The sequence below is a fragment of the Bradyrhizobium uaiense genome (assembly GCF_010811875.1).
Lineage (GTDB): Bacteria > Pseudomonadota > Alphaproteobacteria > Rhizobiales > Xanthobacteraceae > Bradyrhizobium > Bradyrhizobium uaiense.
On sequence record NZ_VKHP01000138.1, the window covers coordinates 1 to 24,647 of the forward strand.

Genomic DNA, 24,647 nt, shown 5'->3' on the forward strand with positions numbered 1-24,647 from the left:
CGCTGTCGATTGCGGGCGACTACGAGTTCTTCTCGCGCCCCGAATGGACCGCCCTGCAAAAGGCTTACGGCCTCTCATTCCGCACGCAACGACAGATGCAGCCGGATTTCATGTATGCGGCAGTGGCTAGCGGCGACGTCGACGTCATCGCTGGCTATACCAGCGAGGGACGGATCAAGGAATACGACCTGGAGACGCTGGCCGATCCCAAGCACGCGATCCCGCCCTACGATGCGGTCCTGCTGCTGGCACCGCGGCGCGCGCATCCGGATCGGCTGTGACGCTCTCTGAGGGCGGCTACGTGCGCGAATTCCGTATGAACCAAGGGAGTGCCGACCTATCGACAGAGCCACTCTACAAGACCATCAACCTCTTCCGTTTCGACAAGGATACGGTGAAAGAGCACCTTGTCCCGCGGCTAGTTGCCCTTTTCGCTTCCGGCGACAACACCACGTATGTCGAAGAGGTTCTCGCTTGGCTAATCACGGATGGCGAGCTGAGGATAAAGGGCGCGCTCTGCGATGGCCTTAGATGGTTCGAGATGGACAGCGCTATAGACCTCGGCATAGCCGAACGGATTTTCAGCGGCCCAGCAGCCGCACCTCACTGACACGGAGAACCGCGCAACTATAACGTCAAACAGGGTGTGATCATGATCGAGCATCTCCGAGATACCACGCCGCGCCGCGACGAACTCCGGCTGGGAGATCGACGACACGGAGGATTTGCGACGCACTGAATCCGCTCATCGCAAGACTCGCAGCTCCAACCTGCCGCAAACGATCCGCAACTGTGTTGCATGGACTCTGCTTGCGACTGGCCTGCCAGAGAATGGGAGGAATGGCCAGTAAACAAATTCCGATTATCGCCCCCTATTTTTCATTTTTCGCCTCCGTCAGCTCTTCAGGAGACTTGCTTTGCGGAGCCGAACAAAACTCTCCGTAACAAGCCTTCTCACCCTTGTAGCTGGCTAGGGCCTGGAGCAACCGCGGTACGTAGAGCTGTTTCATTTTGTCCTGCATAGGCTTCGGATGGTCCAACGATTTCAGTGCCAGCTCCACCAACTCGATCGCGCGTTCCTTGTTGCCGCTCTCGTAATAATATTGAGCGACCGCCCCATATGCCAGGAACTTGTAGCCGTCGCCTTGCGGGGGATTTAGGGCCAGGATGTGTTCGGACAGATCCCTACCCATCGCAAAGCGATCGGCACGCGGGAGATGGGACGTGTCAATCGCCGGACCGAAGAGTTCGCTTATAGCTATAGTCATCCACTGCTCGGACCTTTGGTCGATCGCGTCGCGAACCAATTGGCGCATGGCCGGCAGGCCCGTCCGCATGTCGCGCATTTTGTGAAGCAACAGATGGGCATGAAGCCGGCGGAATTCGATTTGATTAGGCACCAAGGCAAGGCCCTCTTCAACGGCCGAGAACGCGGCTTTCCAATCCTCCGCCTCCATCGCCGGCTGAAGTTTGGCGTAGATTGGCTTGAGCACCGCTATTTCGCGGGTTATGCGTTGGTTTTCGTCGGTCCGGTTCGTATCGGCGGCTTTGGCTTCATCGCTAGTTCGCCAGATGCCGTCGAGAACTTTCGGCAAAACGTCATCGAGTTGCGTCGGATGTCCGATAAAGGCGATCTGGCCGTCACGGTCGACGACGAACGACGTGGGAATTCCGAAAGAAAAACTGGGCTCCATCCAGAGCTTGTCCATTTCGCCTGAGTAGTCGAACGCGATCCGATAGTTCAGCTTCGGAAACTTTTCGGTCAACCACGCGTCCAACTTGGTTCGGGCCTCGTTCGTCGTTGAGGCTCTTTCGTTGGCTGCGACTCCGACGACCTCGAGCCCCCTGTCTCTGTATTGCTCTTGCAGCTGCACCAGATGGGGCATCGCCTCCACACATGGCCCGCACCAAGTCGCCCAAAATTCGACGATGTACACTTTCCCGGGCTGAAAGTTCGTCAGGGGCTGGCCCCGCAGCCAGCTCTGCACTTTAATAGGAGGAGCCGAGGATTCCATGCGCAGCACCATGTTGCTCTCCAAAGCTATTGCCAAAGGTTGCTCGACTCTCTCAGACTAATTCTGCTCTCGACGAAGGCGGCAAGAATGCTTCGGGATCAGTTGCCCAGGTGCCTGCGCGACCAGCGCCTTGATCATGCGGTAATAGTAGGTGCGAGTAGATCCTGGGGTCTGCGCCATGAAAACGACTGCCAGCTCCTCCTTTGGATCGATCCAGAAGAACGTTCCATCGTAGCCTGCCTGGATGCAAAGTTAAACACGGTCTTACCGAAAGCGTCGACGCCAACAGCTTTACCCGCTGCAATCTTCGCCGGCTCGGTGGGGGGGGGCGCGGTCACCGCCACATTTATGTTCGCCGCTCCCGCATTTCCGAGCATAAGCGGCATAACAGTTGCGTTGATCAGGATAAATCGGGCAAGTCTCATCGTGCATCTCCTGGGACGGAGCCGCTGCGACGGTTTTGGCCGCGCGGCTCTTTGCTGCTCATACCAGCAATCCGCGTGCCGCTCTCGGAATCTGATGCCGGTCTTGCTTCAGGAGAGTGAAATCCGCGTAGACGTCAGCGTACCTTCTGAAATGGCGGGCGGCCTTGTCACGTTTCCGACATTGGCCACCTTCAACTGACATGGATGACACGACAAGATCGAGCCTTAGCATGACCTCGGCCCGCTTCCTCTAACCGGTCTGCCTCATTTCCGACAGAGAAGCAGCTCGCGGGTAAAGAGATTCCAATGATGGCAACTCGACCACTCGTCCTAGCTATGGGAAGCACTCACGCAACAAGCCCTCGAAGGGACTTGAATCGCACGTAGCGTCAAGTTGTACATACCAGGCGAAGAAGCTATCCGCGAAAGCATCGCCAAAGTGACAAAGCCCTTTCTCGCGACTGTATTATGTTCCGCTTTCGGTTTGATTGGGATGAGCGGGGTTACCCTTGCTAACACAATCTGACGCCTACAGTTGCGCCGCCATAGTCGCTGCTCGAGAGCCAATAGGTGATCTCAAGCTGGACAAAACTATTCAATCGGTGGCGCCGCAGTTGGATGCCTTGCTGGGGCGGCGTCGGCGAGATTGGCTAACTGATAACACCATCGTGGATTGCGACACCCTCCTAAGACTACTCGAAGAGACACGCCGTCAAGGTTGGGCCAAGACCAATGAGGAATATGTGAAGGGCGTCGTCGGCTGCGGAGTTCCGATCGTTTCCCCGGACCGACAGCTGATAGCCTGCCTTGGCGTATCGGTGCCCGCGGCACGAGTCAGCTTTGTAGAGCTTGATCGCTTCATTCCCCCACTTCAAAGAGCCGCCGTGCTGCTGTCGCAAACCATTCTTCAGACGGACAGCGAGGACGCAACACTCGAGGAGATTTGAGGATTAATATCCTCGCCACCAGCACGTTTTTTTTTCAGATCGCGCTCTCGTAGTCTATTGGGCGGTTGATCGACGCAGACGCGTCTCCGGCAAAAATACTGATATGTAGTGTATTGTCGCGTCGGTCGATCTTTCGCCCGACGCATAACGATCAAACGTGTTTGGGGGGCAAATGCCAGCTACTGCTTTTTCAGTCAGATTCGCCCGCGAACTCGATGTCGACCAGCTTGCGATGCTGATGACAGGCGTGCAGCCGACATCGGAACGCGATGGGGCCGAGCTTCTTAGCGCATTTGGCGACGCGATCCGCGCCGAAATTCAATGCTCATCGTGCGGCAAGTTCGGTGCTCGCGTCGTTCGCTCCGCAAAGTCGCGCACATCAAGGGTCGTTCTCCGGCAAGCCCACTTCAGGTTCGTCGATCCCAATGGCGGCGACGCTCACCATCCGTTCTGCGAGTTCTATGGGGATGATGAGAATCGTTCTGCCCAGGTAAGCCTCCTCGACTTTGGATTGGAGAAAAGTGCAGAAACCAGAGCCGTGAGGCTCCTCGTGTGCAAAGGTATCGAGCAAGGCGTAGGACATGCGTCAGTGGTTTTTCGATCTTAAGTCTGCCAGCCGCTTCACGCTAACGATGCCGCCAGAGGCGCTTTCCTGGACGCGGGCGCTCCAGCGCCATCCCCACTACTAGCGTTGGAAATTCCATCCATCTCAAGGGGAAATGCCCGCTTTCAATTGGAAAGCGGCAGCCAAGCATCAATTCACCGAAGATCACCTGCATCTGTCCGATCTGATAAAGGGCACCCGATGACGGGGCAGTGATAGCGACGCCGGAATGCAATGACGGCGGGCCCGTTCAGCGAGTGCTCCCGGCGAAGTGTTCCTTTGGCCTTACGCAAGGGATCGAAGCCGGATGGCGTGCGCCGTTGTGGCGTGGAGAAGAAGGGAGTGTTCGAAAGAATGGAGCCTACTGGTTTGGCTCTTACCTACCCGACTTACCGGTATCGGAAACGACTGAGACCTCGAAAGAAGAACGGGACCAGAGCAAGTCGGGAAACGTCTCAAAATCGGGCGCCGCAGCCCGGTGGGAAGCATGCATCGGTCTGCGCTTCGTTGAGCAGGGCTTGCTGATTGGTTCCGAGCAGGCGCAAGTGATTCGTTCTGCCGCGTTCCATGAAGCGCAAAAAATTCGCGTGATAGACGATTTGACCGGCGTCCGTATCTTCGAAGTAAACGCGGACCTGCATGTGATGGCGGCCGTCGCGAATTTCGCCATCAAGAGAGGCTATCACAGTGCGGTTCCCCTTATTGCGCTTCCGGACCAATCGTCTTCTAACTTTGGGAGCCGATTTACAACATGCGGTATTAGCTCTTATTCATGAACTCAGACCGAATTAGCCGAAAGATCTCGGCCTGATATAGCGCGTCGCGCAGCGCATCATGCGTCCCGGCCAAGGCTGGTTTAAGCCTTTCAGCAATCTTACTCGAGCGCGTGTCGCCCCAGTTACAGCCCGCCGCCCCCATATACAGCGCCTTGATGTCGAGCGCCGTGAAGCCGAACGGGTTGCCACCGCTAAATCGATGGAAATAATAGTTTACGAAGGACCAATCGAACGGCGCATTAAGCCCGACGAACACTGGCGTTGCATTCCGACCCGTTACGGTCGAGAGCCAACCCGTAAAAGCTTGCATGGCATCCGAAGGAGCAAGCCCTCTTAGCGCAAGTTCATCTAGAGAGAACCCGCTCACCTCTAAAGCTTTGGGATCGAAGTTCCGACTGATCGGCTTCAGCTCGCACGCGAATGTCTTTTCCGGCTCGTAAATGGAACAGGCCCCGATAGACAACAGGCTGAACTCGCCGGGAATCGGACCGGCGGCTTCCACGTCAACCGAGACGAAGACCTCGCGCTTGTTGCTCATGAGATCAATGGCTCCGTTTGAACGAGTGAAGGTCGGTTACGGATCGCTTGCCAGTGCTCCCGGAACGCCCGCCGCCTGTCTTCGGCAGTACCGATCGTCTTCCAATGCAGCCCCGAGAAGGTCGTAATATCAAAAGGCAGGCTCGCGCCTTCACGCACCATCACCATCGTCGGTAGCCCGCAACCGAGAGCGAATCCAAGCTCAAGAAAGCAGTTTGGCCGCGCGCCCGTGATGTCCGCGAGGACAACACTGCTGCGATAGAGCTTTGCGAATATCTCCTGGTCTATCCGGGAATGCTCATAAGCTTGGCGGCCGTCAATCACGACAAGGCGATAGCCCAGCTCGCCCTCGATCACCGGCTGAACCACAGTGTCGAAGTAGTTCTGGACGTCAGCATAGTCGGGCAGATCAGGGTTCAATAGCCGGACGGCAAACGCTTTGGGCTTTTCAAGGGACTCAAGGAGTTCTACCAGCACGGAAACACGATCGGAAACGGATTGGCGTGGCGGAAAGCGGATCTTGTTGATCCAGTCATGCGCGTCACCGTCCTCGGCAACCTGAAATAGCCGCCGGCTCTGGCTGCTGGTCAATCCGAAATTGTACAGGCGTCGCGCGCCCGTCGTTTCGGGGCAAAGAGCCAAGTTAAGCGGAACAACCGGCTTGCCCGCATCATGATAAAGATTGGCCAGGAAGAGGACGCCCTCGGAGCCGCCCAAGGCGACCAAGATGTCACCGAACTGCGCCTGCGCTTCCATTCGCTTGCTGGCCATGTTCCAGTGGGCAGCGTTCTCGATTTTGACTAGTGGCGAGGCGCGCAACTCGTCCCAGAGATCTGCATAGGCGTCGGGAATTTGATCTTCTGTCTTATGATGCTGCACCGCGATCGCAAACGGGCCCGGCACATTTGCGGGCCGCAGCGCCAGACTGCTCTTGATCGCCTTCCAGATCAGCCAGTCGAAGCAGATCGGCAGGCCGTCGCACTTCCGCACCGGTTCAGCATCGACCGGGATCACAAAGTTTGCGCCTCGCTTGACGAGCTCTTTCACCAAACCGGCGACCAAGTCGCGCGCGGAGTTGACATCGCTCGCCGTAGCCACGGCCACATCTTCAACAATGCTGCCGGAGATGTGGATGCGCCGACCAAGCAACGGAGACCGAGCCATCACTTGTCCTCCATGACAGGCGAGGCATGAAGCGCCGTTGCCGCTGACTTCAGATGCTCGTACCGTAACGGCTCCTTTGGGAAGGCTTTGGCCAACGCCGCTGGGTAGAGGCGCGTGCGGATGTCAGAATAGGTCCATGCTGGATGGCTGCCACGCGCGCCGGTAGCTGCCACCAGTTCGGATATCTGCGGCGGGGGCAGACTTAGCCCGGAAAGATCCATTTGAAAGAGTTGTCGACGCTCTTCATCCGTTGGGCGCTTGAATTCTTCGATGATTGCGGCGCGCCGGCGGAGTGCGGCATCGAGCACCGAGAGCCGGTTCGTGCAAAGTATGACGACGATGCGGCCGCCATATTGCCGCAGATCGTCGACGCCTTGGATCAAGGTGTTCACGGCCACCTTGTCCTCGTGATGACTGTGATCCTGGGCGCGAGAGGCGCCGAGACTATCGCCCTCATCGATGATCAGGATGGCCCGGCGGGTCTTGCCGGCTGACTGGATCACCTTGCGAAATGCCTCAGCGATGAGCGTTCCCATCTCGCCGACCATCCCGCTCCCGCGAACGCGATTCGAGAGCTTGAAAAGGATGGAATCCTCGCTCCTGGCTTCGGCCACGAGCTTGTTCGCGATGCACTCGGCCATCGCGGTTTTGCCGGTCCCGACATCGCCGTGAAAAATCACCAGCGGATACTGCTCGGCGACGAGATCGCAGATCGCCAGCTTTCCGCCATGATGCTTGCGATTCCAATCGGTCAAGCCGCCGACGTTCAGCAAGAGACGGAGCTGATCGTGGATACGGGCATAGCGCGCGGAAAACCCCAGCAACGTCTTTTCCCGCTTGGCGAGCGGCTCGCTTGGAAGTGGGGTTTCGCTATCAAAAATGCTCGGCTGACTCACTCTGCCCAATCCTTTCTCTGCATGCCATAGGCGTTGCTGACGTAGTTGCGGCCGCCTGAAGACGTCAGGGACGAATGACTGCTATCGTCGTAGGACGGCACCCATCCCATCTTGAGCTTGTCCTTCATGGCCTCGCGCGCTGCGCTTGTGTACGCATTGGTGTAGTTAAGGAGGATGCGAAGATGCGCCCCGGCCACCTTCGGCCAAAGGACGCCGCCCGGCCGGCTCGTGGTCAAGGACCCGGCATCGGTATCGACCTCGAACCTGACAGCTTTGACTTCGACGCCATGGCTGAGCAACGTGACATCGACCCATTCGAGATAGCCGGCTTTGGCCAGGACCTCGACGTCATGGGCATAATTCGTTGCCTCAGCGGCGGTCCAGGCACCGGTACTGTCGGCGATCATAGCGAGGTCCGCCTTTACGCGGCGAACGACATTTTCGATGTCAACATATGTATAGGTAGCGCTGGCAGTGGCAGTGCTGGTTTGGCTCATCTCAGTCCTCCGTCTTGAAGCGAGGACCGAAGATCTCCTTCCAGACCTCATTATCATTTTCAGCGGATGCGAAATTGGCGGTTTCCCACGCCGCCTCTGCGGCCGCGACGATCTCCCTACGCTCGGCCTCTGAAATCCGGCTGGTCACGTTGTTCAGGCTGTAAACCGGATCGAGGATTACCACCGGATCGGAGAAAGTCCCGAACGGCGGGTTGTTCTCGGGAAAGCTAATCTGCTCCTTCAGTCCCGACTGGGCGATATAGAGCAGGAAGTTGCGGAAGCGCTGCTCGATGCTTCGCGAATTGCCCTGCGCCGCTAACACATGGGCCAGGATCAGCTCGATGGCGAAGGATTTGAGCGGCTTGATCTCCGCATGATTGCGCCACTTCTTTGCCAGACGCACCAGCGCGCGGAAATCGCTGTCCTGGTTCTTGCGGTCACGGACGAACTTGATCTGGCAGGGCGCGCAGGTCTGGATTTTCGATCCGTCATGGATGTCGAACTGCCAGCCGAAACCAGGCCGCTTCTCGTCCTCAATCACCGGGACGATATCCACGCTCAACCCCGTGCCGACGAAGGTCACAGTGGCGGCCTTGCGCTGGATTTCGAAATCTTCAACTGACTTGTTGGGGTACTGCTTGATCAGCAGTTCGTAGATGGTGTTGTTTAGATTATCGAGCGTCTCCTTGTCGGCGTCGCGCCCCGAAATATAGAATACGACGTCCACATCAACGGGATCGACACTGGTCTTCCGCAGAATCGTGTATTTGGCGAAGGAGCCCGCCTTCACCACCTTGGTGATCTTGATCTCGGTCTTGTCGCGCACGCCCTTGCACAGCTCGGCGATCAGGCGGTCCACCTGCTCGTGGTATTCCTTCCGCTTGTCGTCCGGTAGGCGAAGGACATTGCTGTCGTAATAGCGCAATTCCGTGTTGTTTAACGCCATCGCCCCTTCCTTGCTCGTTCCGCTCGCACCATTAATGTTGCGGCGGTCGCCGTGCCTGTCGGTTTACAAAACCGGAGAATGAGGAACAGCACTGCCCCGAGATGGGAAAGGATCTAACCGGTTTCAAGGGGTAGCAGTTTACATTTATGCGTCCATATCGTACTATTGGAAACCGTTAGAATCAGGAGGCCGCCATGATCGGAAACAAGTTCAAAGTAGCCCGATCGGCGTCGGGCCTGTCGCTGCGCGCCCTCTCGGACGCCATAGACGGGATTGTCTCAGCCCAAGCCATTGGAAAGTATGAAAGAAATGAGGACATGCCGAGTTCGCGCGTCCTCATAGCCCTGGCAAAGGCGCTCGACGTCACGGAAGAATATCTCCTCAACGAGGATGAAATCGCCCTGGAGGGGGTGGATTTCAGGAAGAAGGTGGGAGCCTCCTCCAAGGAGGAGGCCGTCCTTGAGGCGCGCGCCATTCACATGCTCGAGCGCTACCTCGCGGTCGAGGATCTGCTTCAGATGCGCAGCGTCGACTGGGAACAGCCGCGAAGCGCACCACATCCCGTTGCTGACTTGCGTGACGCTGAAGATGCGGCCCGCTCGGTGCGCGATGATTGGGGGCTCGGCAATGACCCGATCCCTCAGCTCGCCGAACTGCTCGAGGAGCGTGGAATCAAGATCCTGTCGTTCGATCTCGACGATATCGACGGCCTTGCTGCAAAGGTCAGGCGTAAGGACCGCGCGGCCGCACGCGTCATCGTCATTAAGCGCAGCACGTGGTCGGAGCGAAAGCGCTTCAACCTCGCGCACGAACTCGGCCATATGGTCATCGCGCCGTCCGGTGGGGTTGACGAGGAAAAGGCGGCACATCGCTTCGCCGGCGCGTTCTTAATGCCGGCCGACGTGCTGCGCGCCGAAGTCGGCGTCCATCGTTCCTCGATCAGCATCGGTGAGCTTGTCGCTCTTAAAAAGCGGTTCGGGGTGAGCATTCAGGCGCTCGTTTATCGCTGCAAGGACCTCGGCATCATCAGCCAGGCGGCCTTCGCCCGACTGTTCAAGATATTCGCGGAGCGAGGATGGAGGACGGCGCCCTTCGAGGAGCCGGAGACGATGGAGCCTGAGTTGGAACAGCCCAAGCGCTTCGAGCGGCTCTGCTACCGAGCCTTGGCCGAAGGCGTGATCGGGGAGTCGCGCGCCGCTGAACTGCTGGGCATATCGGTTCGCGAACTCGACGCCAGATTGGATCAGGTAGCGGCTTGATACGTGCCTGTCCTCGTCTCCGACACGTCGGTCCTGATTGACCTCGAGCGGGCGCGGCTCCTTGCGGACATGTTCCGTTTGCCCTTCGAGTTCGCCGTGCCTGACCTTCTCTATGACCGGGAACTGGCGGGCGAACTTGGCGATAAGCTGGTGGGGTTGGGACTTCGCGTTGAAGTCCTGACGCCTGTCGAGTTGAGCAGTGCCACGACAGTTCGGCGGCAGAATGCACGTCTCTCCGTTCCGGACACCTTCGCCTTTGCGATCGCTCAGTCTCGCCAATGGACCTTGCTTACGGGCGATGGGACATTACGCGAGCTCGCCACCGCCGAACGGATCGATATGCATGGCGTCCTTTGGTTGTTCGACCAGTTCGCCGATGGCAATCATGTCGCCATCAATCGACTGCACGACGGACTGAACACTCTCTTCGCTCATCCTAGATGCCGGCTTCCAGTGCAGGAAGTGGGCCGCCGATTGGCTCGCTTCGCTGAGCAAATTCGCGAAGGATAGGTCACATCCCCCCCACGAAAAACCTATCCGTTAGGACGCCGCAGCCAATTCTGAATGCAGCGCTACAAACGGATAAACATCGGCCGTCGATCAGGGGCAGCGACCGCCATTCTTAAGGCTCACCTACTGGGCCGGACATCCTCGTCAGTGACGATCCATGACCAGCCATGGCAAAGTTCGTCATGATCGATGGGAACAAGCGTTAGGGTCATCAGTCCGCTGCTACGCTTCGACAGGCTTATTGACTGAAAGGAGCTGAATGTGGCCCCGCGCGAAGCCTTTGACCACCAGCATCGTGAAGTTGGCTTAAGAAGGTCGCACGACGAACGATGGCAGCCCGAACATGCGGCCAAGCGATTTGTCGTAAGGTTTTGCCTTGATCTCCATGAGCAGTCGCGGGGCAGGCGTACAAGATCGCGCGCTCGACGCGCGGGCGTGAGGTGCTCAATCGGTTTCTAGAACAGGTGGTGGAGTGGCTGACCGAAAACTACGCGCCGCCAGTAGAGGCGTTGGAGCCGGCGAATTTCAAGCACTGGCGCGATACCGTGATGGAGGGACCGACGAACTATATCGACTACCTCATTGGCGCGGGCGTGCTAGAATAGGGTGCGTAGGCAAGTAATCTGCCTTCGCAGTGCTGGACGAAAAGCAGAAGCTGCTCCTAACATGGGAGCGGTTTTTGTTGCGCATGGGAAGGCGACTTCAACGGAGATCAGAGTGCCAGGAATTTCATTGACCGATATCGACCAGTTGCCGGACCCGCAAATGGAGCAAGATTCCATCGTATTTCTAATTTGGCTGGAGAAGCCGGGACAGAGCGATCTGCGCGATTTGTTTATGCTGACGCAGTCACAGAAGTGGAAGCGAAGCTAAAGAAGATCGCCGCGCATGTCGCTGCTCAAGGTTGGGCAGCGGAGCACAATGGGACTTTGCAAATTACCGACGCCGGTCGTGCAAAGATCGGAAAATAAGCCGGTCTCATTGTATACTACGAGTATGGGCATTGCGCCCTGGGGTCTGCGTTTGTGGACCGGCACTGGGCTCACTCGAAAGGGTGGGCTTGTTGCTTAATGTACGGATCGTACGTTCCCGGACCCCGAGACTCTAACTGCTGTTGAATGAATGTTCGGTGGCAGGTCAGACGGCGGTCGCGCGCAAGCCGTCAATGCCGGTCCAATACTTGTGAGATTCCATTTATTCCCAGCTTCAGGCTGGTGATCCCCTACGCCGTGCCAAATGTCTTCGTATTTCGGGGGATCCGGTCTTTCAAGGTTAGTGTGCACTGACGAAGATCACCACCATTTCGGATGGAACGGCAAGAACATCAGCCTACACATGTTCTTGGCTTTCCTCTGATATTGGATATCTGGCTCGTGCGCTGTGTTGTCTTTGGAGCAATTAGCTGGATGTTCATGCCGTTCTCATCGACACCGAAAGGGGCAGCGCGGCGCCGCGAGCACATCAATTCAATTAGCTCCGCGATCGCTTGGCCAGGTCCAGGACGGGTGCCTTCGACATCAAGGCGCCCGCTGGCATCGTTCAAGCGCTTATACCCGCACCTTGCCGAGGTCGCCGCTCTGACCAGCTCGAACGCCGCGTGGTAAGGAACGAGTATAACAACCAAAGATCGATCAATATCGTCGCGGCCATCACGCTATAAGCCCATGCGCTCTGCACTAGATTGAGCTCGATCAGAACCCGTGACAAACCGAAGCCCACGATCCAAGCATCGAAGCTCATGCAGATGCGTCGAAATATCTCCGGATCAAGTCGGCGAATGACGTAGGATCCCAGCGGGATGCCGAGCACAACGCTGGGTATTAAGACATGGAGAAGACTGCCGCTTTCGGAAATGAACAGACCGAGCCTGCAATAGACCAAAGCGGTCACGCTCGATTCCGCCACGCGCACCAGGGCAAGGCCGGCGCGAAATTCGTTTTTGACCAGGCCCTGATTGTTAAACAGCATCGCCAAGGGCGGGCCGGAGATAGTCGTCACCGAATAGAGGATGCCCAGCATCGATCCGAATGGCAGACTGATCAGCCAGCTTGCTTCGATAGGGCGGCGCCAACCGGCGGCTTGCAGCAGGATCAAAGGAAGAATGATCGTGTAGGTGGCGAATTTGATCCAGCCTGGCTGCAGTGAAGCCAATGCATAGCCGCCAAGCGCAATGCCTGGCAAGAGTCCAACCAAGATGGGAAACACGCGTCTCCAAACCGCCGGTACGCCCTTCAAATTGATGAGGAGCACGTAGACGTTGACGAAGACTTCGACGATGACGATGGCAGGATTGAGAATGCGATTGGTGTAGAAAACCAGCGCAAGCGGCACAGTGAGCGACGAAAAACCGTAGCCAATAGCTCCGTTTACGAAAGCCGCAAAACACGTCGTTGCGGCCAGGAACCAGATAGAAGCATCAAACCCAGGCATTTCCTTAACTTTCTCACGCCAGAGGGCGTCCAATCCCGCCAGGGAATCAGGCGTAAACATTGGTCTTCAAGATTGCGAAAGATTCTGACCACTCGCTTACGGGCTCCGGCCGCCTTGATAATGGCGATGGCCGCGGTCGAGTGCAGAGCTTCTACATTCGCTCCCTGTTATGGGCTGCAGTTGTGCAACAATAAGCGGCGCTGTACTCCCCGCTACCTAACTAAATCACCCAGCCATGCGCCTCAGCTTGCTCGACCAATGGCCTTCGAAATCGCAACAGCGCCAGCATCCGTGTAAGTGCGGACAACCAGTTCTCCAATCCCACAGAATTGCACTTGCGGTAGCCACCCTAAGGCGGATCAGACCGGAGTTCATCTCTTTCAGCTAGCAATTCAACGCGGCCAGACGAAAGAAAGTAATTTCTCTTTCAAGAGAAATTTGGATGATGGAAGAGCCGTCTTCTGCTCGAGAACGCATTAATTCTCTCCGCGCGCGGCGCGGTGGCCAACGTTCGGCTGCGGTGAACGTGCGGCAATTCATCGTGGCGAAGCAACAGCGGATTGTTGACGTGTTCTTCGAGCGCCCGATGCGCAGCAACCTCGGCAGCAATGGCGCGAAGATCTCGATGCAACGGAGCGTTACGCCCCTCCTGAGGCTCCGCCGTTCACGACGCCGACACCTTGAAATGATCTTCTTTCCCCTCTATGAGGCAGTCCTTTGCCGCGGGCGAACGATGGGTCGAGAGGAGCGCCGCCGCGAGAGACCGTCCTTTGGTCCCCCCACGAATTTCGGGGCATTACCACGTTTGGCAAGAAACGTCCCTACCGTAGAGCAGTAATCAGTCAATCCGGCCTGATCTTAACGTCATTGCTCGGCCGGCTGGGCCTCGGCAGCGCTGGTGAAGTCGAACTTGGGGCCCTTCTTCGCGTGACCGTGACTCGCATCGACACGGTGATCGGAGGCGATCGCGACATAGACCGCCGGCAGGACGAAGAGCGTGAACAGCGTGCCGATAGACATGCCCGCGACGAGCACCAGCCCAATCGAGAAGCGGCTCGCGGCGCCAGCTCCTGTTGCCGCCAACAAAGGTACCACGCCTGTGACCATCGCCGCCGTCGTCATCAATATTGGACGAAGTCGGACGCGAGCCGCCATCTCTATCGCCGAGCGACGGTCAAGTCTCTCCTTGAGCTGCAGCTCGTTGGCGAACTCAACCATCAGGATCCCGTGCTTGGCAATTAAACCGACCAGCGTCAGAAGCCCGACCTGAGTGTAGATGTTCATCGTCGCCCAGCCAAAGAATAGTGGTATCAAGGCGCCGGCAATTGCCATGGGTACACTGATCATAATAATGAGGGGATCGCGCAGACTTTCGAACTGCGCCGCAAGCACCAAGAATATGACGATCAGTGCAAATGCGAAGGTGATGGCAAGTTGGTCACCCTCGTGCACATATTGTCGCGCGTCGGCAAGGAAGTCGTGGCTGAAACCCGCCGGCAGCTTCTTTGCCTCTGCTTCCAAAAAGTCCACGGCTTGACCGATCGTGACCCCAGGCATCGGCACGGCCTGAAAGGTCGCGCAGTTGAGCTGGTTGTAGTGGGTGAGCGCGTTCGGATCAGTCGCAGTCTCGACCGAGACGACGGTAGATAGCGGAAGCATCGAGCCCGTCGCAGTCTTTACATAATAGTTCCCAATCGCTTCCGGGGCCATGCGTTTCTCGCGCGGCACCTGCGGGATCACCTGGTAGGAGCGGCCCTGCAGATTGAAACGATTGATGTAGTTTCCGCCAAGTAGGGTGGCCAGCGCGTCGCCGATATTCTGCATGGTGATGCCAAGATCGTTGGCCTTGGACCGATCGACCTTGATTCGCACCACCGGCTGGTTGAATTCGAGGTCAGAGTCGCTAACCATGAACAGACCGCTCTTGCGCGCGGCGTCCTTCAGTTTCAACATCTGCTCATAGACGGATTGGAAGCCAAGCGTCGAATTGATCACCATCTGAACGGGCAGGCCGTCCGATCCGCCCGGAAGCGCCGGTAAGCTAAAAGCAAATGCGTTAATGCCTTCGATTTTCGACAGCTCGGCTTGAACAAGGGACCTAAGCACGATCGATGATCGCTTGCGCTCGTCCCATGGCTTCAGCAACATTCCGGCCATGCCTGATTGCGAGCCGCCACTACCGTTGAGCACGAAGCTCAAATCGGTCTCGGAAAACTTTCGGAATGCCTTTTCGAGCTTGGCACCGTAATAGTCGAGATAGTCGATATTGGCATATTTCGGCGCTTTCGTGAGTGCGAATACGATACCTTGATCCTCCTCGGGTGCAAGTTCCTTAGAGGTATGCACATAGAAAAAGCCGACAAGGCCCAGCATGGTCAGTGCAAACAGCCAGGTAATTGGGCGATAGTCGAGCGAGCGATCAAGCTTGCGGCTGTACCAGCATGTCATGGCAGCGAACACGCGGTTCGAGAATCTTGCAAACCGCCCCTCCTCGGCGCTCTTTAGAAAGACCGAGCACATCATCGGCGACAGCGTCAAAGCGATCACGCCAGACACGATCACCGCCCCGGCCAGCGTGAACGCGAACTCGCGGAACAGCGCACCGGTGAGGCCACCGAGAAAGCCGATGGGGGCGTATACGGCCGCCAACGTAATCGTCATGGAGACAACGGGGACCACGATCTCGCGCGCTCCCCTCGTGGCGGCCTGCAGGGGCGGCGCCCCTTCCTCTAGATGACGATGGACGTTCTCCACCACGACGATCGCGTCGTCGACCACAAGACCTATCGCGAGCACCATCGCAAGCAGGGTCAGGAGGTTGAATGAGAACCCCAGCGCCAGCATCAAGCTGCAGACGCCAACGAGCGACAGCGGAATGGTGACGACGGGAATGACGACCGATCGCAGCGAGGCCAGGAACAGGAAGATCACCACCACCACGATCACGATGGCCTCGATGAGCGTCTTCTCCACTTCATCGATCGACGATTGGATGAATTTCGTTGAATCGTAGGCCACTTTCATCTTGAGCGATGGCGGCAGGTTGCGCTCCATTTCTGGAAACAGCGCGCGAACACCTCGCACTATGTTCAGCGGATTGCCTTGTGGACCCGCCTGCACGCCGATGACGACCGCGCGCTCGCCGTTCATGACGGCACTGACGTCTGTCGTCTGCGCGGCAAGCTCGACTGTCGCAATGTCCTCAATGCGCACAAAGCCACCATCATTGGCTTTAACGATCATGCGCTTGAAGTCATCTACACTCCGTAGGTCGGTATTTGCCGTGACGTCGGAGATAGTGAAATATCCCTTGGTCTGGCCGGCCGCCGCCTGGAAGTTATTGGCGGCGATTGCAGCCGAAACATCAGCCGGCGATACACCGCGCCCTGCCATTTTCGCCGTATCGAGCCATAGCCGCATCGCAAAACTTTGGCCGCCCAGGATGTCTGCCGCGGCGACGCCATCAACGGTTGACATAACCGGTTGCACGACGCGCGAGAGATAGTCAGAAATCGCGCTGGCCGTCAGTTCCTCGCTGGAGAAAGCGATATACATGACAGCGGTCGCCTGACCCGTTGCCTTAGTGACGACTGGATCGTTTGATTCCTTCGGGATTAAATATTTGATTGAGTTGACCTTAGAAAGCACCTCGGTGAGCGCCTCGTTGGGATCGAAATTCAGCTTTATGTAGACTTGGATCGTCGACGTACCGAGTACCGATGAGGAAGTGATGTAGTCGACGCCCTCGGCGGAAGCGACGGCCTGCTCTAGTGGAGCGGTGATGAACCCCTGGATCATGTCGGCGGACGCGCCAGGATAGGAAGTCGTGATATTGACGACCGTATTGGACAGCTTGGGATACTGCCGGATCGGCAGAACGGTGGCCGCGCGAAGTCCGATCAGCAGGATCAGGAGACTGAGGACGACAGACAACACCGGGCGTTTGATGAAAAGTTCGGTAAATGCCATCTCGACTCGCATTCAAGGTAACGCAAATTCGCGAGCAGGTCGCGCTGCCCGCGGCTAATGCACGTAAAATTTGGGAACTGGAAACGCCTGATCCAAAGGCACACGCTCCCAAGTAGGGAGCTCAGTCCTGCGCTTCTTACATCGTGGTTGCTTGGCCCTGCCCTTCTCATCACCGACCGCGACCTCGAATTACGGGCGCACTTCCCAAGTTAAACATCCATGTCTTTTTGCGCTTAAGCAGCCTGCGGGCCGCCTCGAGACGTGGAATTGGGCTCACCTGTTTCCATGTAGTTTCGTCCTCAGACCTTGATGGAACGCAACGACTTCCAGCAAGGAATCAAGCCAGCTCAAGGCTTCGCTTCGATCGCTCGTTCGAATGATCCGGCCTCGATGTCCAAAGTAGAAACGATCTGATGGATGCTCAACTCTACAAAGGTGGGTGGGTAATATAGGATGGGCTGTCAAACCTATACCAAGGTTTTGTCAAAACGGAACGCTGAAGCCGCATCGCCCGCCTCAACACCAGTGAAGAGCTCGCTAGGTTGGAAAAACCGTATCTTATGACTCCGCGCCGGCGCGGCCTGCTGATTCTACGCACGTCGCGCGCCTTCATAACGACACATGATAACTGCGCCAAAGCAGGCCTTCGCACCGAATTCACGCTTCGAGCTACAGAACGGGAAAGGAACGTATGCGGAGAAGTCCGAAGCGCGGGCGCGGAAGTGTGACTGAACCTTGCGGGAGCGGCAGACAACCTGTAACGATGCCAGCATGCCGCGCCGCCGCCTTCTAGTGGCGGGGCCTGTAGCTCAATGGTTAGAGCCAACCGCTCATAACGGTTTGGTTGCAGGTTCGAGTCCTGCCGGGCCCACCAATTTCGTTAATAATAATAATAATAATATGTGAGGACACTTTTTGAACGACTCGATTTGCTCTTTTAGAGCGACTCGATTTCGTTTTACGAACGAATCGTCACTGAGACGACGGCCGAATTTCCCCTCGTTTTTTTGCCGATTTTTGAGCTTGAGAAAACCGAGGGTGGTGCCTTCAGGAAATCTGCCTCATGAAACCTGCTGGTCGACGTGGCACCACAGCCGGCGATCCGGGCCAGGCGCCGGCTCGCCCGGAGGGTAGAGGTTACTCCCAAATTGGGAGCGTGCAGCAAACGCTCCTCCGTCCAGGACTTACGCCACCCCATCTAGTTGTTCCACCAGCTCCCCGGCTTCTCCTCCGCATGGGCGAGCCAGGTCTCCGGCTCATCGCTTCGATTGGCCGACAGCCAATCGCTTCTCCTGTTCTCAGATGCAGCATTGATCGCGCCGGCAATATGTCCGCTCGCGCCGAGAACGAAATGAACGTCTCCACGGAATAGCCAGTAATCTGGTAAGCAGAGCGTTCCAACACGCCTCTACTTGAGGGCTTTCCCACAGACGATACAATGGCCATAGAAGAGTGTAAAAGCATGCCGCTGCTGCTCCCCGCACCAGCCTTATGGCGACCAGCAATATCAATGAGTGAAATTGTCGATTGCCAAATTCAATCGATCAAGATTGAAGGCTAATGTAACTATTGCCGCACCGACCACGCATTTCTGCGGCCCGACTGTAGGCACTACGCACCCGTCGTCAGTACACAAGCGGCCTGTTGCCCCGAATACGATATCCAATTAACACCATAGTTGGTCTCACGGATGAATTCGTCGAAAGCTAGTCTTTCATGCTTCTCGAACCCTACGTAGTTGAAGTATTCGTCAAACACGATAACGCATCCTGGACGAATCTGAGACTTGAGCCCCGTAAAGATACTTCTTGTGCTTGAATATATGTCGCAATCGACGTGGATGAACGCAACGGGCAGCTTGCGCTGAGCAAACAACGGAATCGTCTCATCAAACAGACCAACAATAAGCTCTACGTTCTCCGGAACGTCAGGCGCCTTGCCTCCACGATCGAAGTCCACTGGAAGGTATCCATTCCAGCGCTCCGGCAGGCCATTAAAGCTATCGAAGCCATAAAACTTCCGCTCCGGAAATCGCTCGGCCATGGTGCTGATGGTGTAACCGGTATAGACGCCGAACTCGAGAGCAACACCCGCATCCGCTTTTGATAAGGCATCAAACCTGAACTCATCATGGTCGGCAAAAAAGACAGCATCAGGCATTTCTGTACGGATTATCTCAATCGCTCGTTCTTGTGCAATCACAGACAAAGTACGAAACAAGCTATGATTTGTTCTGGGTAGGCCGTACATTTCCGCAGCGGTTACAAGTTTGCGCAGGTGTTCATTTGCAATGTCCTGCTTGCTCAGCATTGTCGACAAAGCTTTGGCTACCTCGCTGGAAGATTTCGCTAACCGATCAATTGCTGCCAATAGGCGATTATCAACCGTTTCTTTCATCGCGTCATTCCCTTTGACTACACAAAATCAATTGCTCTCGCCGACCCCGACGAAATTATCTCATCGATCCTCTGAAAAGCGGTTGTTTCGAAGAAGCATTTCATGAGACAGGTAAGAGTGACTCGATTTCGGACCATAAGAACAGCTGATTTGCTGCTGCTGCGACTACCAAATTCAGCAAAGTCCAAGATTGACGCGGCAAAGATCCCGACGCAGGTGCAATTCGAAGAATGGGCGCCGAATTTCGCATGGCCAGCAGGCGGCTGGCGCCGGTATCAGGCGGGGATGAGCCAACTCTTCTGCTCGTGCTGCTGCTGGTCACGGCCGACACTCGACGATGCCGATGATCGGTATGTCGATGATCATTACCAACATGATGGGGATGCCGTCGAACAGCATGCTCATAGTGCAGATGATCAGTTGATCATCGGGTATCTGGCACTTTGGCCTCGGCCCGATTGGCGTTCAATTCAGTCAGGTCTCAGCCGCACTACGTCGCGATCCGGCTGGTCGGCCGATCCGAGAGAATCCTGTCGTCGAACGACGATCGAAAGCCTCGTTTTCGATCACCAGAAGCGCGATATCTGCTTCACCGTACCATTTTGCGCTTCGGTCACTGGTAACTAACGCTCGCGGTCTGACAACGGGACACGCCGACGTACTTTCTGAGAGTCAGATTTCTACTCAACAGACTTGTAATCCTCGTTCGCTTGAATTCGAGATTGCGCCTGACGGGCCCGTTCGTCGATCGCGCGTCTGGCCGCGGGACGCGCGTCCAATTCTGCGGCAGCGACGCTGTTGGCGAACGCCAAGCCGTTCCTTCTTGCGGTCCGTATCAGGAAACCTCGCTTTTCGAGGAAGCGGCCCTCGTAGTCCGCCCTGATCCTGCAAACCTGCCCTATGCCGCCGACGATGCGGAAGGCCAACCCGCAAGGAATCTGCGGCGGTCATTTCCTCCAGCTCAACTAGACCAAAACGAAATGCAACCCGGCATCATAGATGGCGGTCGACCAGTTCCGATAGATCCGAAGCACCTTCCGGTTGAACATCGCGCACAGTCTCGATGCTTCTCGGCCACCCTCTGCGATCCCACTCTTCAGCCCCGGGGAGGCATCAGCAGCCTCACCAACGCCATAAGCCCTCCATCCATAGTCTCACATCGGCGCCGTATCCATGCCGCTGGTAACTCGTTCTGCCCTCCAGAAGCTTAAGCTGGAACGCCGCCTGCGATCCTGATGGAATGCTCGTTCGAGTCTTCCTCAACGAATCCTTGGGAAATCGCCAGAGCCGAGGTCTCGAAGGCAACGGGTTCTTTCCCATTAAATGAACCGGCCCCGCCCTTCGCCGGAACGTTTCAAATTATAGCGATCGTTCGCGGCACTCGTTCACCGCCGCTGGCCAATCCTCGAAGCACACGCGAGAGCTTCTCCCGCGCACGAAGAAACTTTGCCGCAGGCGACGTGCCTGGCCGGCGCTAAAAATGGAAGTGCGACGTGTCCTCGGCCCCCTCAAGCATCTGCAGGCGGAAACTGCCTTATCGGGACTGCCACGTAATCGTCTCAGGACCGGAAGATCCGGCGGGCCCGGGCACCCTCACCTGTATCGACGTCGAGACCGGCACGTTCGTCGGTAACGCTCGGATCGCCGATCGGTACTGTCGTCCGATCGGGGACGAGGAAGTCACGCGGATGGTCGGGGGAGCGTACCGATTGGCCTCGATCGCGGTGGATTTGGAGACGGATCTCCTGTCTCGCCGCAGCAGGCGCATTTCGGATATCCTGCGGACCCGCCGACGTCTCTGGCGTCGCCGCTGCCACGCCCGACTGCACGCTCTCGGCTGATTTTTCGCGCCGCCCGCGTCTTGCAGGGCCGAACCATTGAAATCTTGAGCACGAATGTAGCGCGATCACGGCCACTTCGGACCGGCCGGGAAATCATCCGGATCAGGCTCGTCGGGATCGACCTCATCTTCCTGACGGCCGGTCAGCCGAGCGCAGGCATCGTCGAGGAGCCGCTGGCCGACCTGCTGCCAGACCGACTCGGGACCGTACGGTCGTAGCGCTAGCGCCGGCACCCGCCGGTCCTTTGTTCGAATCCTGGATGTCCCGATGGCGCCATTACATTATCTGCCCCTCTCCTCGTTCTCTCTCGGGATGCCCTCAATAGCGAGTTCGGGAAGGCGGGCGATGATGAATATCCTTATCGACCTCAATATCGAAGCAAAATGGCGGATCCAATTATCGCCAACAGGATCGCTCTTGATCTCGGACGCGCCCTAGCTGCCATTCGACAGATAAGGCTCCGTTTAAGGCGCCCTGAGAAGACGGTGGGAGTCTTGCTGTGGACATGGACGCCACTGGTCTGATCGAGACCGTTGACCTCCCGACAGCACACGTCCCGGTCGCTCTAGCATCCCCACCGGCAATGGAGAGCTATTCCACAAGAGAGACATCTCATGTGCGCCAAGGTTGGGGATGTCCCCCTATTCGACTTACTCTCCCCCCTCGTAGAAGAGCTCCAGCGGCAGACCGACCACTGCCTTACCGATCCAGTCGCGCGCGATGACATTGGACGGCCCCATCGCGATCGCTGCACGAGCGTCGCGATAGGCGCGCTCGATCGGGCCGCGGTGATAACCGTAGCCGCCCGTCACCGTCAGCGCCGTCGCGGCGACCTTGTTGGCAACCTCGGCGGCGTGCACCTTGAACTCGGTCAGCGGGATCAGGATTTCGCTTTGCGGCTTGCCGGCGCGCCAGAGCGCGTCGAGCTTGCCCGCGAGTTCGTTGCGCCACGGCCGCAGTGTCTCGACCAGCACCTTGGCTGCGCCGAGCTCCTGACGGATTGCCTGATAATCCGACAGGCTCTTGTTCCTGTCCTTGTGCACGAAGCTCGTGGTGTGGGCGATCGCCGCGTTCAACGCGCCGCGTGCGACGCCTTCCCAGACCGCGCCGAGCCCGATCAGATAGACCGGCGATACGCCGTCATAGATGATCTCCTTGCCCTGCCCTTCGGCGCCGAGCCGGTCGCGCTGCGGCACATGCACATTGCTGTAGCGGATCGCCCCGGAATGGTTGGCCCGCACGCCGAGCGCATCCCAGGGACGGGACTCGATGCCCTCGGCCTTGCCGTCGACGATGAAGAAGATGATGTCGGCCTGGTCCTTGGCGCCGGGCGTGCGCGTCTGCACCACATAATAATCGGCCTGGCCCGAACTCGTCGTGAACGATTTCTCGGCGTTGACGCGATAATCGTCGCCGTCGCGCGAGGCCTCGGACAGATTGTACCACCAGTGCCCGCCGGTGGCGCGTTCGCTGGTCGAATAGGTGCCGAGCAGGCCGCCATTGCTTGCCTTCAGCCAGCGCTCCTTCTGATCGGTGTTGCCGAACAGATTGATGGTCTGCGCCGCACCGACATGCATGACGTAGATGAGCCCGGTGGAGGCATCGGCCTGCCCGATCCGGTAGGCGGCTTCCGCGAAATCCAGATGGCCGAGGCCGAGCCCGCCGAACTGCGGCTCATTCAGCACGCCGGTCCAGCCGGCCTCCGCCAGGGCGCGAAGATTTTCGCGCGGAAAGCGGCTCTCGCGATCGTTGCGGTCGGCATTCACCTTCACCGTCGCGTCGATGGCGGCATCGAGCCTGGCATAAACGTCGTCGTCGATCTTGCGTGCGAGATTGTCGTTAGCCATGGTCAGTTTCTCCGGGTTGCAATCATGCGACAGCCTCGCGCGGCTGCCTCCGGCCCTGATCGCCCTGCGACGATCCGCCGAGATAGTGGGTTTTGATGTCGGCGCGCTGGCGCAGTTCGGCCGCGCGGCCGGCCAGCACGCTGCGCCCGTTCTCGAGCACGACCGCATGGTCGGCGAAGCGCAGCGCCACGGTCGAGTTCTGTTCGGCGACCAGGATCGACAGCCCCTGCTCGCTGTTGAGCTGCTTGAGCGCGCGAAAGATGGCCTCGACGACCAGCGGCGCGAGGCCCATCGACGGTTCGTCGAGCACCAGCAGCCGCGGACGCGACATCAGGGCCCGGCCGATCGCCGTCATCTGCTGCTCGCCGCCGGAGGTCAGTCCGGCGAGCGAGCGGCGATGCTGCTTCAGGCGCGGAAACAGCTGATAGACGCGGTCGAGGTCTGCGGCGATCTCCACCCTGCGCGCATCACGCCCCATCGCGCCGGTGATGAGGTTCTCCTCGACCGTCAGCGAGGCAAAGCAATGCCGCCCCTCAAGCACCGGCACGAGGCCCGCGCGTACCAGCGCCGCCGCCGAGGTGCCCGCGAGATCGCGGCCGTCAAAGACGATCCGTCCGGCGGTGATCTGCCCGCGACGCGCCGAGAGCAGCGCCGAGACCGCCTGCAGCGTGGTCGACTTGCCGGCGCCGTTGGCGCCGAGCACGGCGACGATCTCGCCGCCCCGCACGGCAAGCGACACGTCGCTGACGGCCGCGATCGCGTGGTTGTAAGTCGCGGCCAGGCCTTCGACCGAGAGCAGGGTTTCGCTCATCTGCTGTCCTATGACGTTAAGGGCGCGGAAGCCGGATAGCTCCCGCGCCTGTCGCGGCGTCAGTTGCTGACGGGATCGTCGCCGGAGGTCCGCACCTTGATGCCGTGCTCCTTGGCATAGGCGGCGGCCGACTTCTCGATGATCGGACGCAGGAAGGCCCAGTCCGGCGCGATCCAGCCGGAGACCACCTTCCACTTGCCGTCGTCCCACTGCTGGAAGGTGACGCAGCCGTCGCCTTCGTGATTGTCCCAGGTGACGTTGATCGAGTGGAACAGATCCTTGGCGCCGAGCGCTTCGACCCGCGCTGGATCGAGCTGCAGGTGTTCGAAGCCCCAGCGCACTTCGTCGCCGGTCAGCGTGCGCTTGCCGAACTTCGCCTGTGCGATGCGGATCGCCTCGACATTAAGGATGCCGTTCACGATGCCGAGATTGTGGTAGACGCTGCCGATCCGCTTCTTGTCGTCGAGATTGCCCTTGCCGGCGCCATAAACCGTCTTGATCACCTCCTGCAGCACCGGATACTGCTCGCCGGATGCTTGCGTCGTGATCGCGATGTAGCCCTTGGCGGCGTCGCCGGCCGGGATCACGTCTTCCTCGGAATTGGACCAGACGTTGCCGATGATGTGGTCGGCCGGGAAGCCGACCTTCTGCGCGGTCTTCAACGCCACCGGGTTCATCACGCCCCAGCCGCGCAACACCACGTAATCGGGCTTGGCGCGCCGGATCGACAGCCATTGCGACTGCTGCTCGTTGCCGGGATGCGGCACCTCGATCTG

23 protein-coding genes, 1 tRNA gene and 1 pseudogene are annotated in these 24,647 nt (G+C 58.0%); 10 read left to right on the forward strand and 15 right to left on the reverse strand.

What is annotated here, in order from left to right:
* Together FNJ47_RS27970 and FNJ47_RS27975 are read left to right on the forward strand one after the other, a co-directional pair.
* Window positions 1-281, forward strand: a 281-nt coding sequence (locus tag FNJ47_RS27970) for a glycine betaine ABC transporter substrate-binding protein (protein ID WP_283811300.1), incomplete at its 5' end; no start/stop codon positions are given.
* On the forward strand, window positions 278-610 hold the full coding sequence (locus FNJ47_RS27975; protein WP_163158976.1) for a glycosyltransferase family protein: 333 nt from the start codon (window positions 278-280) through the stop codon (window positions 608-610). The genes FNJ47_RS27970 and FNJ47_RS27975, both read left to right, overlap by 4 nt.
* A gap of 262 nt (window positions 611-872) precedes the next feature.
* Here FNJ47_RS27975 and FNJ47_RS27980 read toward each other — a convergent pair whose 3' ends face one another.
* Window positions 873-2,027 (reverse strand): TlpA disulfide reductase family protein, encoded by a 1,155-nt coding sequence (locus tag FNJ47_RS27980; RefSeq protein ID WP_165445904.1) that lies wholly within the window; start codon window positions 2,025-2,027, stop codon window positions 873-875.
* A gap of 1,006 nt (window positions 2,028-3,033) precedes the next feature.
* On the opposite strand from FNJ47_RS27980, the gene FNJ47_RS27985 reads away from it, so the two are divergent.
* Entirely contained in the window at window positions 3,034-3,387 is a 354-nt protein-coding gene (locus tag FNJ47_RS27985; protein ID WP_430649419.1) for an IclR family transcriptional regulator domain-containing protein, read from the forward strand.
* A gap of 379 nt (window positions 3,388-3,766) precedes the next feature.
* On the opposite strand, the gene FNJ47_RS27990 is transcribed toward FNJ47_RS27985, so the two are convergent.
* The 7 genes and pseudogenes from FNJ47_RS27990 to FNJ47_RS28020 form a co-directional block, all read right to left on the reverse strand.
* Window positions 3,767-3,970, reverse strand: coding sequence for a hypothetical protein (locus FNJ47_RS27990; RefSeq protein ID WP_163158978.1), 204 nt, complete (start codon window positions 3,968-3,970; stop codon window positions 3,767-3,769).
* Window positions 3,971-4,479: 509 nt separating this feature from the next.
* Window positions 4,480-4,677: pseudogene (locus FNJ47_RS27995) on the reverse strand (hotdog family protein); the annotation flags it as partial.
* 73 nt (window positions 4,678-4,750) lie between these two features.
* Window positions 4,751-5,305 (reverse strand): 3'-5' exonuclease, encoded by a 555-nt coding sequence (locus FNJ47_RS28000; protein ID WP_163158980.1) that lies wholly within the window; start codon window positions 5,303-5,305, stop codon window positions 4,751-4,753.
* Window positions 5,302-6,468, reverse strand: coding sequence for a hypothetical protein (locus FNJ47_RS28005; RefSeq protein WP_163158982.1), 1,167 nt, complete (start codon window positions 6,466-6,468; stop codon window positions 5,302-5,304). The genes FNJ47_RS28000 and FNJ47_RS28005 overlap by 4 nt, the downstream gene beginning before the upstream one ends.
* Window positions 6,468-7,364 carry an AAA family ATPase gene (locus tag FNJ47_RS28010; RefSeq protein ID WP_163158984.1) on the reverse strand — a complete coding sequence of 299 codons (897 nt, stop codon included), beginning with the start codon at window positions 7,362-7,364 and terminating at the stop codon, window positions 6,468-6,470. The genes FNJ47_RS28005 and FNJ47_RS28010 overlap by 1 nt, the downstream gene beginning before the upstream one ends.
* Window positions 7,361-7,861, reverse strand: coding sequence for an HORMA-1 domain-containing protein (locus FNJ47_RS28015; protein WP_163158986.1), 501 nt, complete (start codon window positions 7,859-7,861; stop codon window positions 7,361-7,363). Before FNJ47_RS28015 ends, FNJ47_RS28010 begins: the two co-directional genes overlap by 4 nt.
* A gap of 1 nt (window position 7,862) precedes the next feature.
* Window positions 7,863-8,807 (reverse strand): CBASS oligonucleotide cyclase, encoded by a 945-nt coding sequence (locus FNJ47_RS28020; protein ID WP_163158988.1) that lies wholly within the window; start codon window positions 8,805-8,807, stop codon window positions 7,863-7,865.
* Between the two features lie 194 nt (window positions 8,808-9,001).
* Here FNJ47_RS28020 and FNJ47_RS28025 point away from each other — a divergent pair, with 194 nt between their 5' ends.
* The 4 genes from FNJ47_RS28025 (at window position 9,002) to FNJ47_RS28040 (ending at window position 11,449) form a co-directional block, all read left to right on the forward strand.
* On the forward strand, window positions 9,002-10,066 hold the full coding sequence (locus FNJ47_RS28025; RefSeq protein ID WP_163158990.1) for a helix-turn-helix domain-containing protein: 1,065 nt from the start codon (window positions 9,002-9,004) through the stop codon (window positions 10,064-10,066).
* Window positions 10,067-10,069: 3 nt separating this feature from the next.
* Entirely contained in the window at window positions 10,070-10,576 is a 507-nt protein-coding gene (locus FNJ47_RS28030) for a PIN domain-containing protein (RefSeq protein ID WP_163158992.1), read from the forward strand.
* A gap of 440 nt (window positions 10,577-11,016) precedes the next feature.
* Entirely contained in the window at window positions 11,017-11,181 is a 165-nt protein-coding gene (locus tag FNJ47_RS28035; protein WP_163158994.1) for a hypothetical protein, read from the forward strand.
* Window positions 11,182-11,308: 127 nt separating this feature from the next.
* The gene (locus tag FNJ47_RS28040; protein ID WP_163158996.1) at window positions 11,309-11,449 is read left to right on the forward strand and encodes a hypothetical protein; all 141 of its coding nucleotides are present in this window, start codon (window positions 11,309-11,311) and stop codon (window positions 11,447-11,449) included.
* A 666-nt stretch (window positions 11,450-12,115) separates the two neighbouring features.
* On the opposite strand, the gene FNJ47_RS28045 is transcribed toward FNJ47_RS28040, so the two are convergent.
* Together FNJ47_RS28045 and FNJ47_RS28050 are read right to left on the reverse strand one after the other, a co-directional pair.
* Window positions 12,116-13,066, reverse strand: coding sequence for a sulfite exporter TauE/SafE family protein (locus FNJ47_RS28045; protein ID WP_236000131.1), 951 nt, complete (start codon window positions 13,064-13,066; stop codon window positions 12,116-12,118).
* Window positions 13,067-13,870: 804 nt separating this feature from the next.
* Window positions 13,871-16,975: an efflux RND transporter permease subunit gene (locus FNJ47_RS28050; protein WP_163158998.1), complete on the reverse strand. Its 3,105-nt coding sequence runs from the start codon at window positions 16,973-16,975 to the stop codon at window positions 13,871-13,873.
* Between the two features lie 798 nt (window positions 16,976-17,773).
* Here FNJ47_RS28050 and FNJ47_RS28055 point away from each other — a divergent pair.
* A tRNA-Ile gene (locus FNJ47_RS28055) sits at window positions 17,774-17,849 on the forward strand.
* 737 nt (window positions 17,850-18,586) lie between these two features.
* Here the strand turns inward: FNJ47_RS28055 and FNJ47_RS28060 are convergent.
* Window positions 18,587-19,372, reverse strand: a complete 786-nt coding sequence (locus tag FNJ47_RS28060) for a class I SAM-dependent methyltransferase (RefSeq protein WP_163159000.1) — start codon at window positions 19,370-19,372, stop codon at window positions 18,587-18,589.
* Window positions 19,373-19,522: 150 nt separating this feature from the next.
* Between FNJ47_RS28060 and FNJ47_RS28065 the strand changes: the two genes are divergently transcribed.
* The gene (locus FNJ47_RS28065) at window positions 19,523-19,999 is read left to right on the forward strand and encodes a hypothetical protein (protein WP_163159002.1); all 477 of its coding nucleotides are present in this window, start codon (window positions 19,523-19,525) and stop codon (window positions 19,997-19,999) included.
* A gap of 1,279 nt (window positions 20,000-21,278) precedes the next feature.
* Here FNJ47_RS28065 and FNJ47_RS28070 read toward each other — a convergent pair.
* Complete coding sequence (locus FNJ47_RS28070) at window positions 21,279-21,446, reverse strand: hypothetical protein (RefSeq protein WP_163158975.1); 168 nt, start codon at window positions 21,444-21,446, stop codon at window positions 21,279-21,281.
* 150 nt (window positions 21,447-21,596) lie between these two features.
* Between FNJ47_RS28070 and FNJ47_RS55545 the strand changes: the two genes are divergently transcribed.
* Window positions 21,597-21,737, forward strand: coding sequence for a VapC50 family PIN domain-containing toxin (locus FNJ47_RS55545; RefSeq protein WP_488226098.1), 141 nt, complete (start codon window positions 21,597-21,599; stop codon window positions 21,735-21,737).
* Window positions 21,738-21,863: 126 nt separating this feature from the next.
* On the opposite strand, the gene FNJ47_RS28075 is transcribed toward FNJ47_RS55545, so the two are convergent.
* The 3 genes from FNJ47_RS28075 to FNJ47_RS28085 form a co-directional block, all read right to left on the reverse strand.
* The gene (locus tag FNJ47_RS28075; protein ID WP_163159004.1) at window positions 21,864-23,060 is read right to left on the reverse strand and encodes an acyl-CoA dehydrogenase family protein; all 1,197 of its coding nucleotides are present in this window, start codon (window positions 23,058-23,060) and stop codon (window positions 21,864-21,866) included.
* A 22-nt stretch (window positions 23,061-23,082) separates the two neighbouring features.
* Window positions 23,083-23,871 (reverse strand): ABC transporter ATP-binding protein, encoded by a 789-nt coding sequence (locus FNJ47_RS28080; RefSeq protein WP_163159006.1) that lies wholly within the window; start codon window positions 23,869-23,871, stop codon window positions 23,083-23,085.
* Window positions 23,872-23,930: 59 nt separating this feature from the next.
* A partial coding sequence (locus FNJ47_RS28085; RefSeq protein ID WP_163159008.1) for an ABC transporter substrate-binding protein occupies window positions 23,931-24,647 on the reverse strand: 717 nt, incomplete at its 5' end.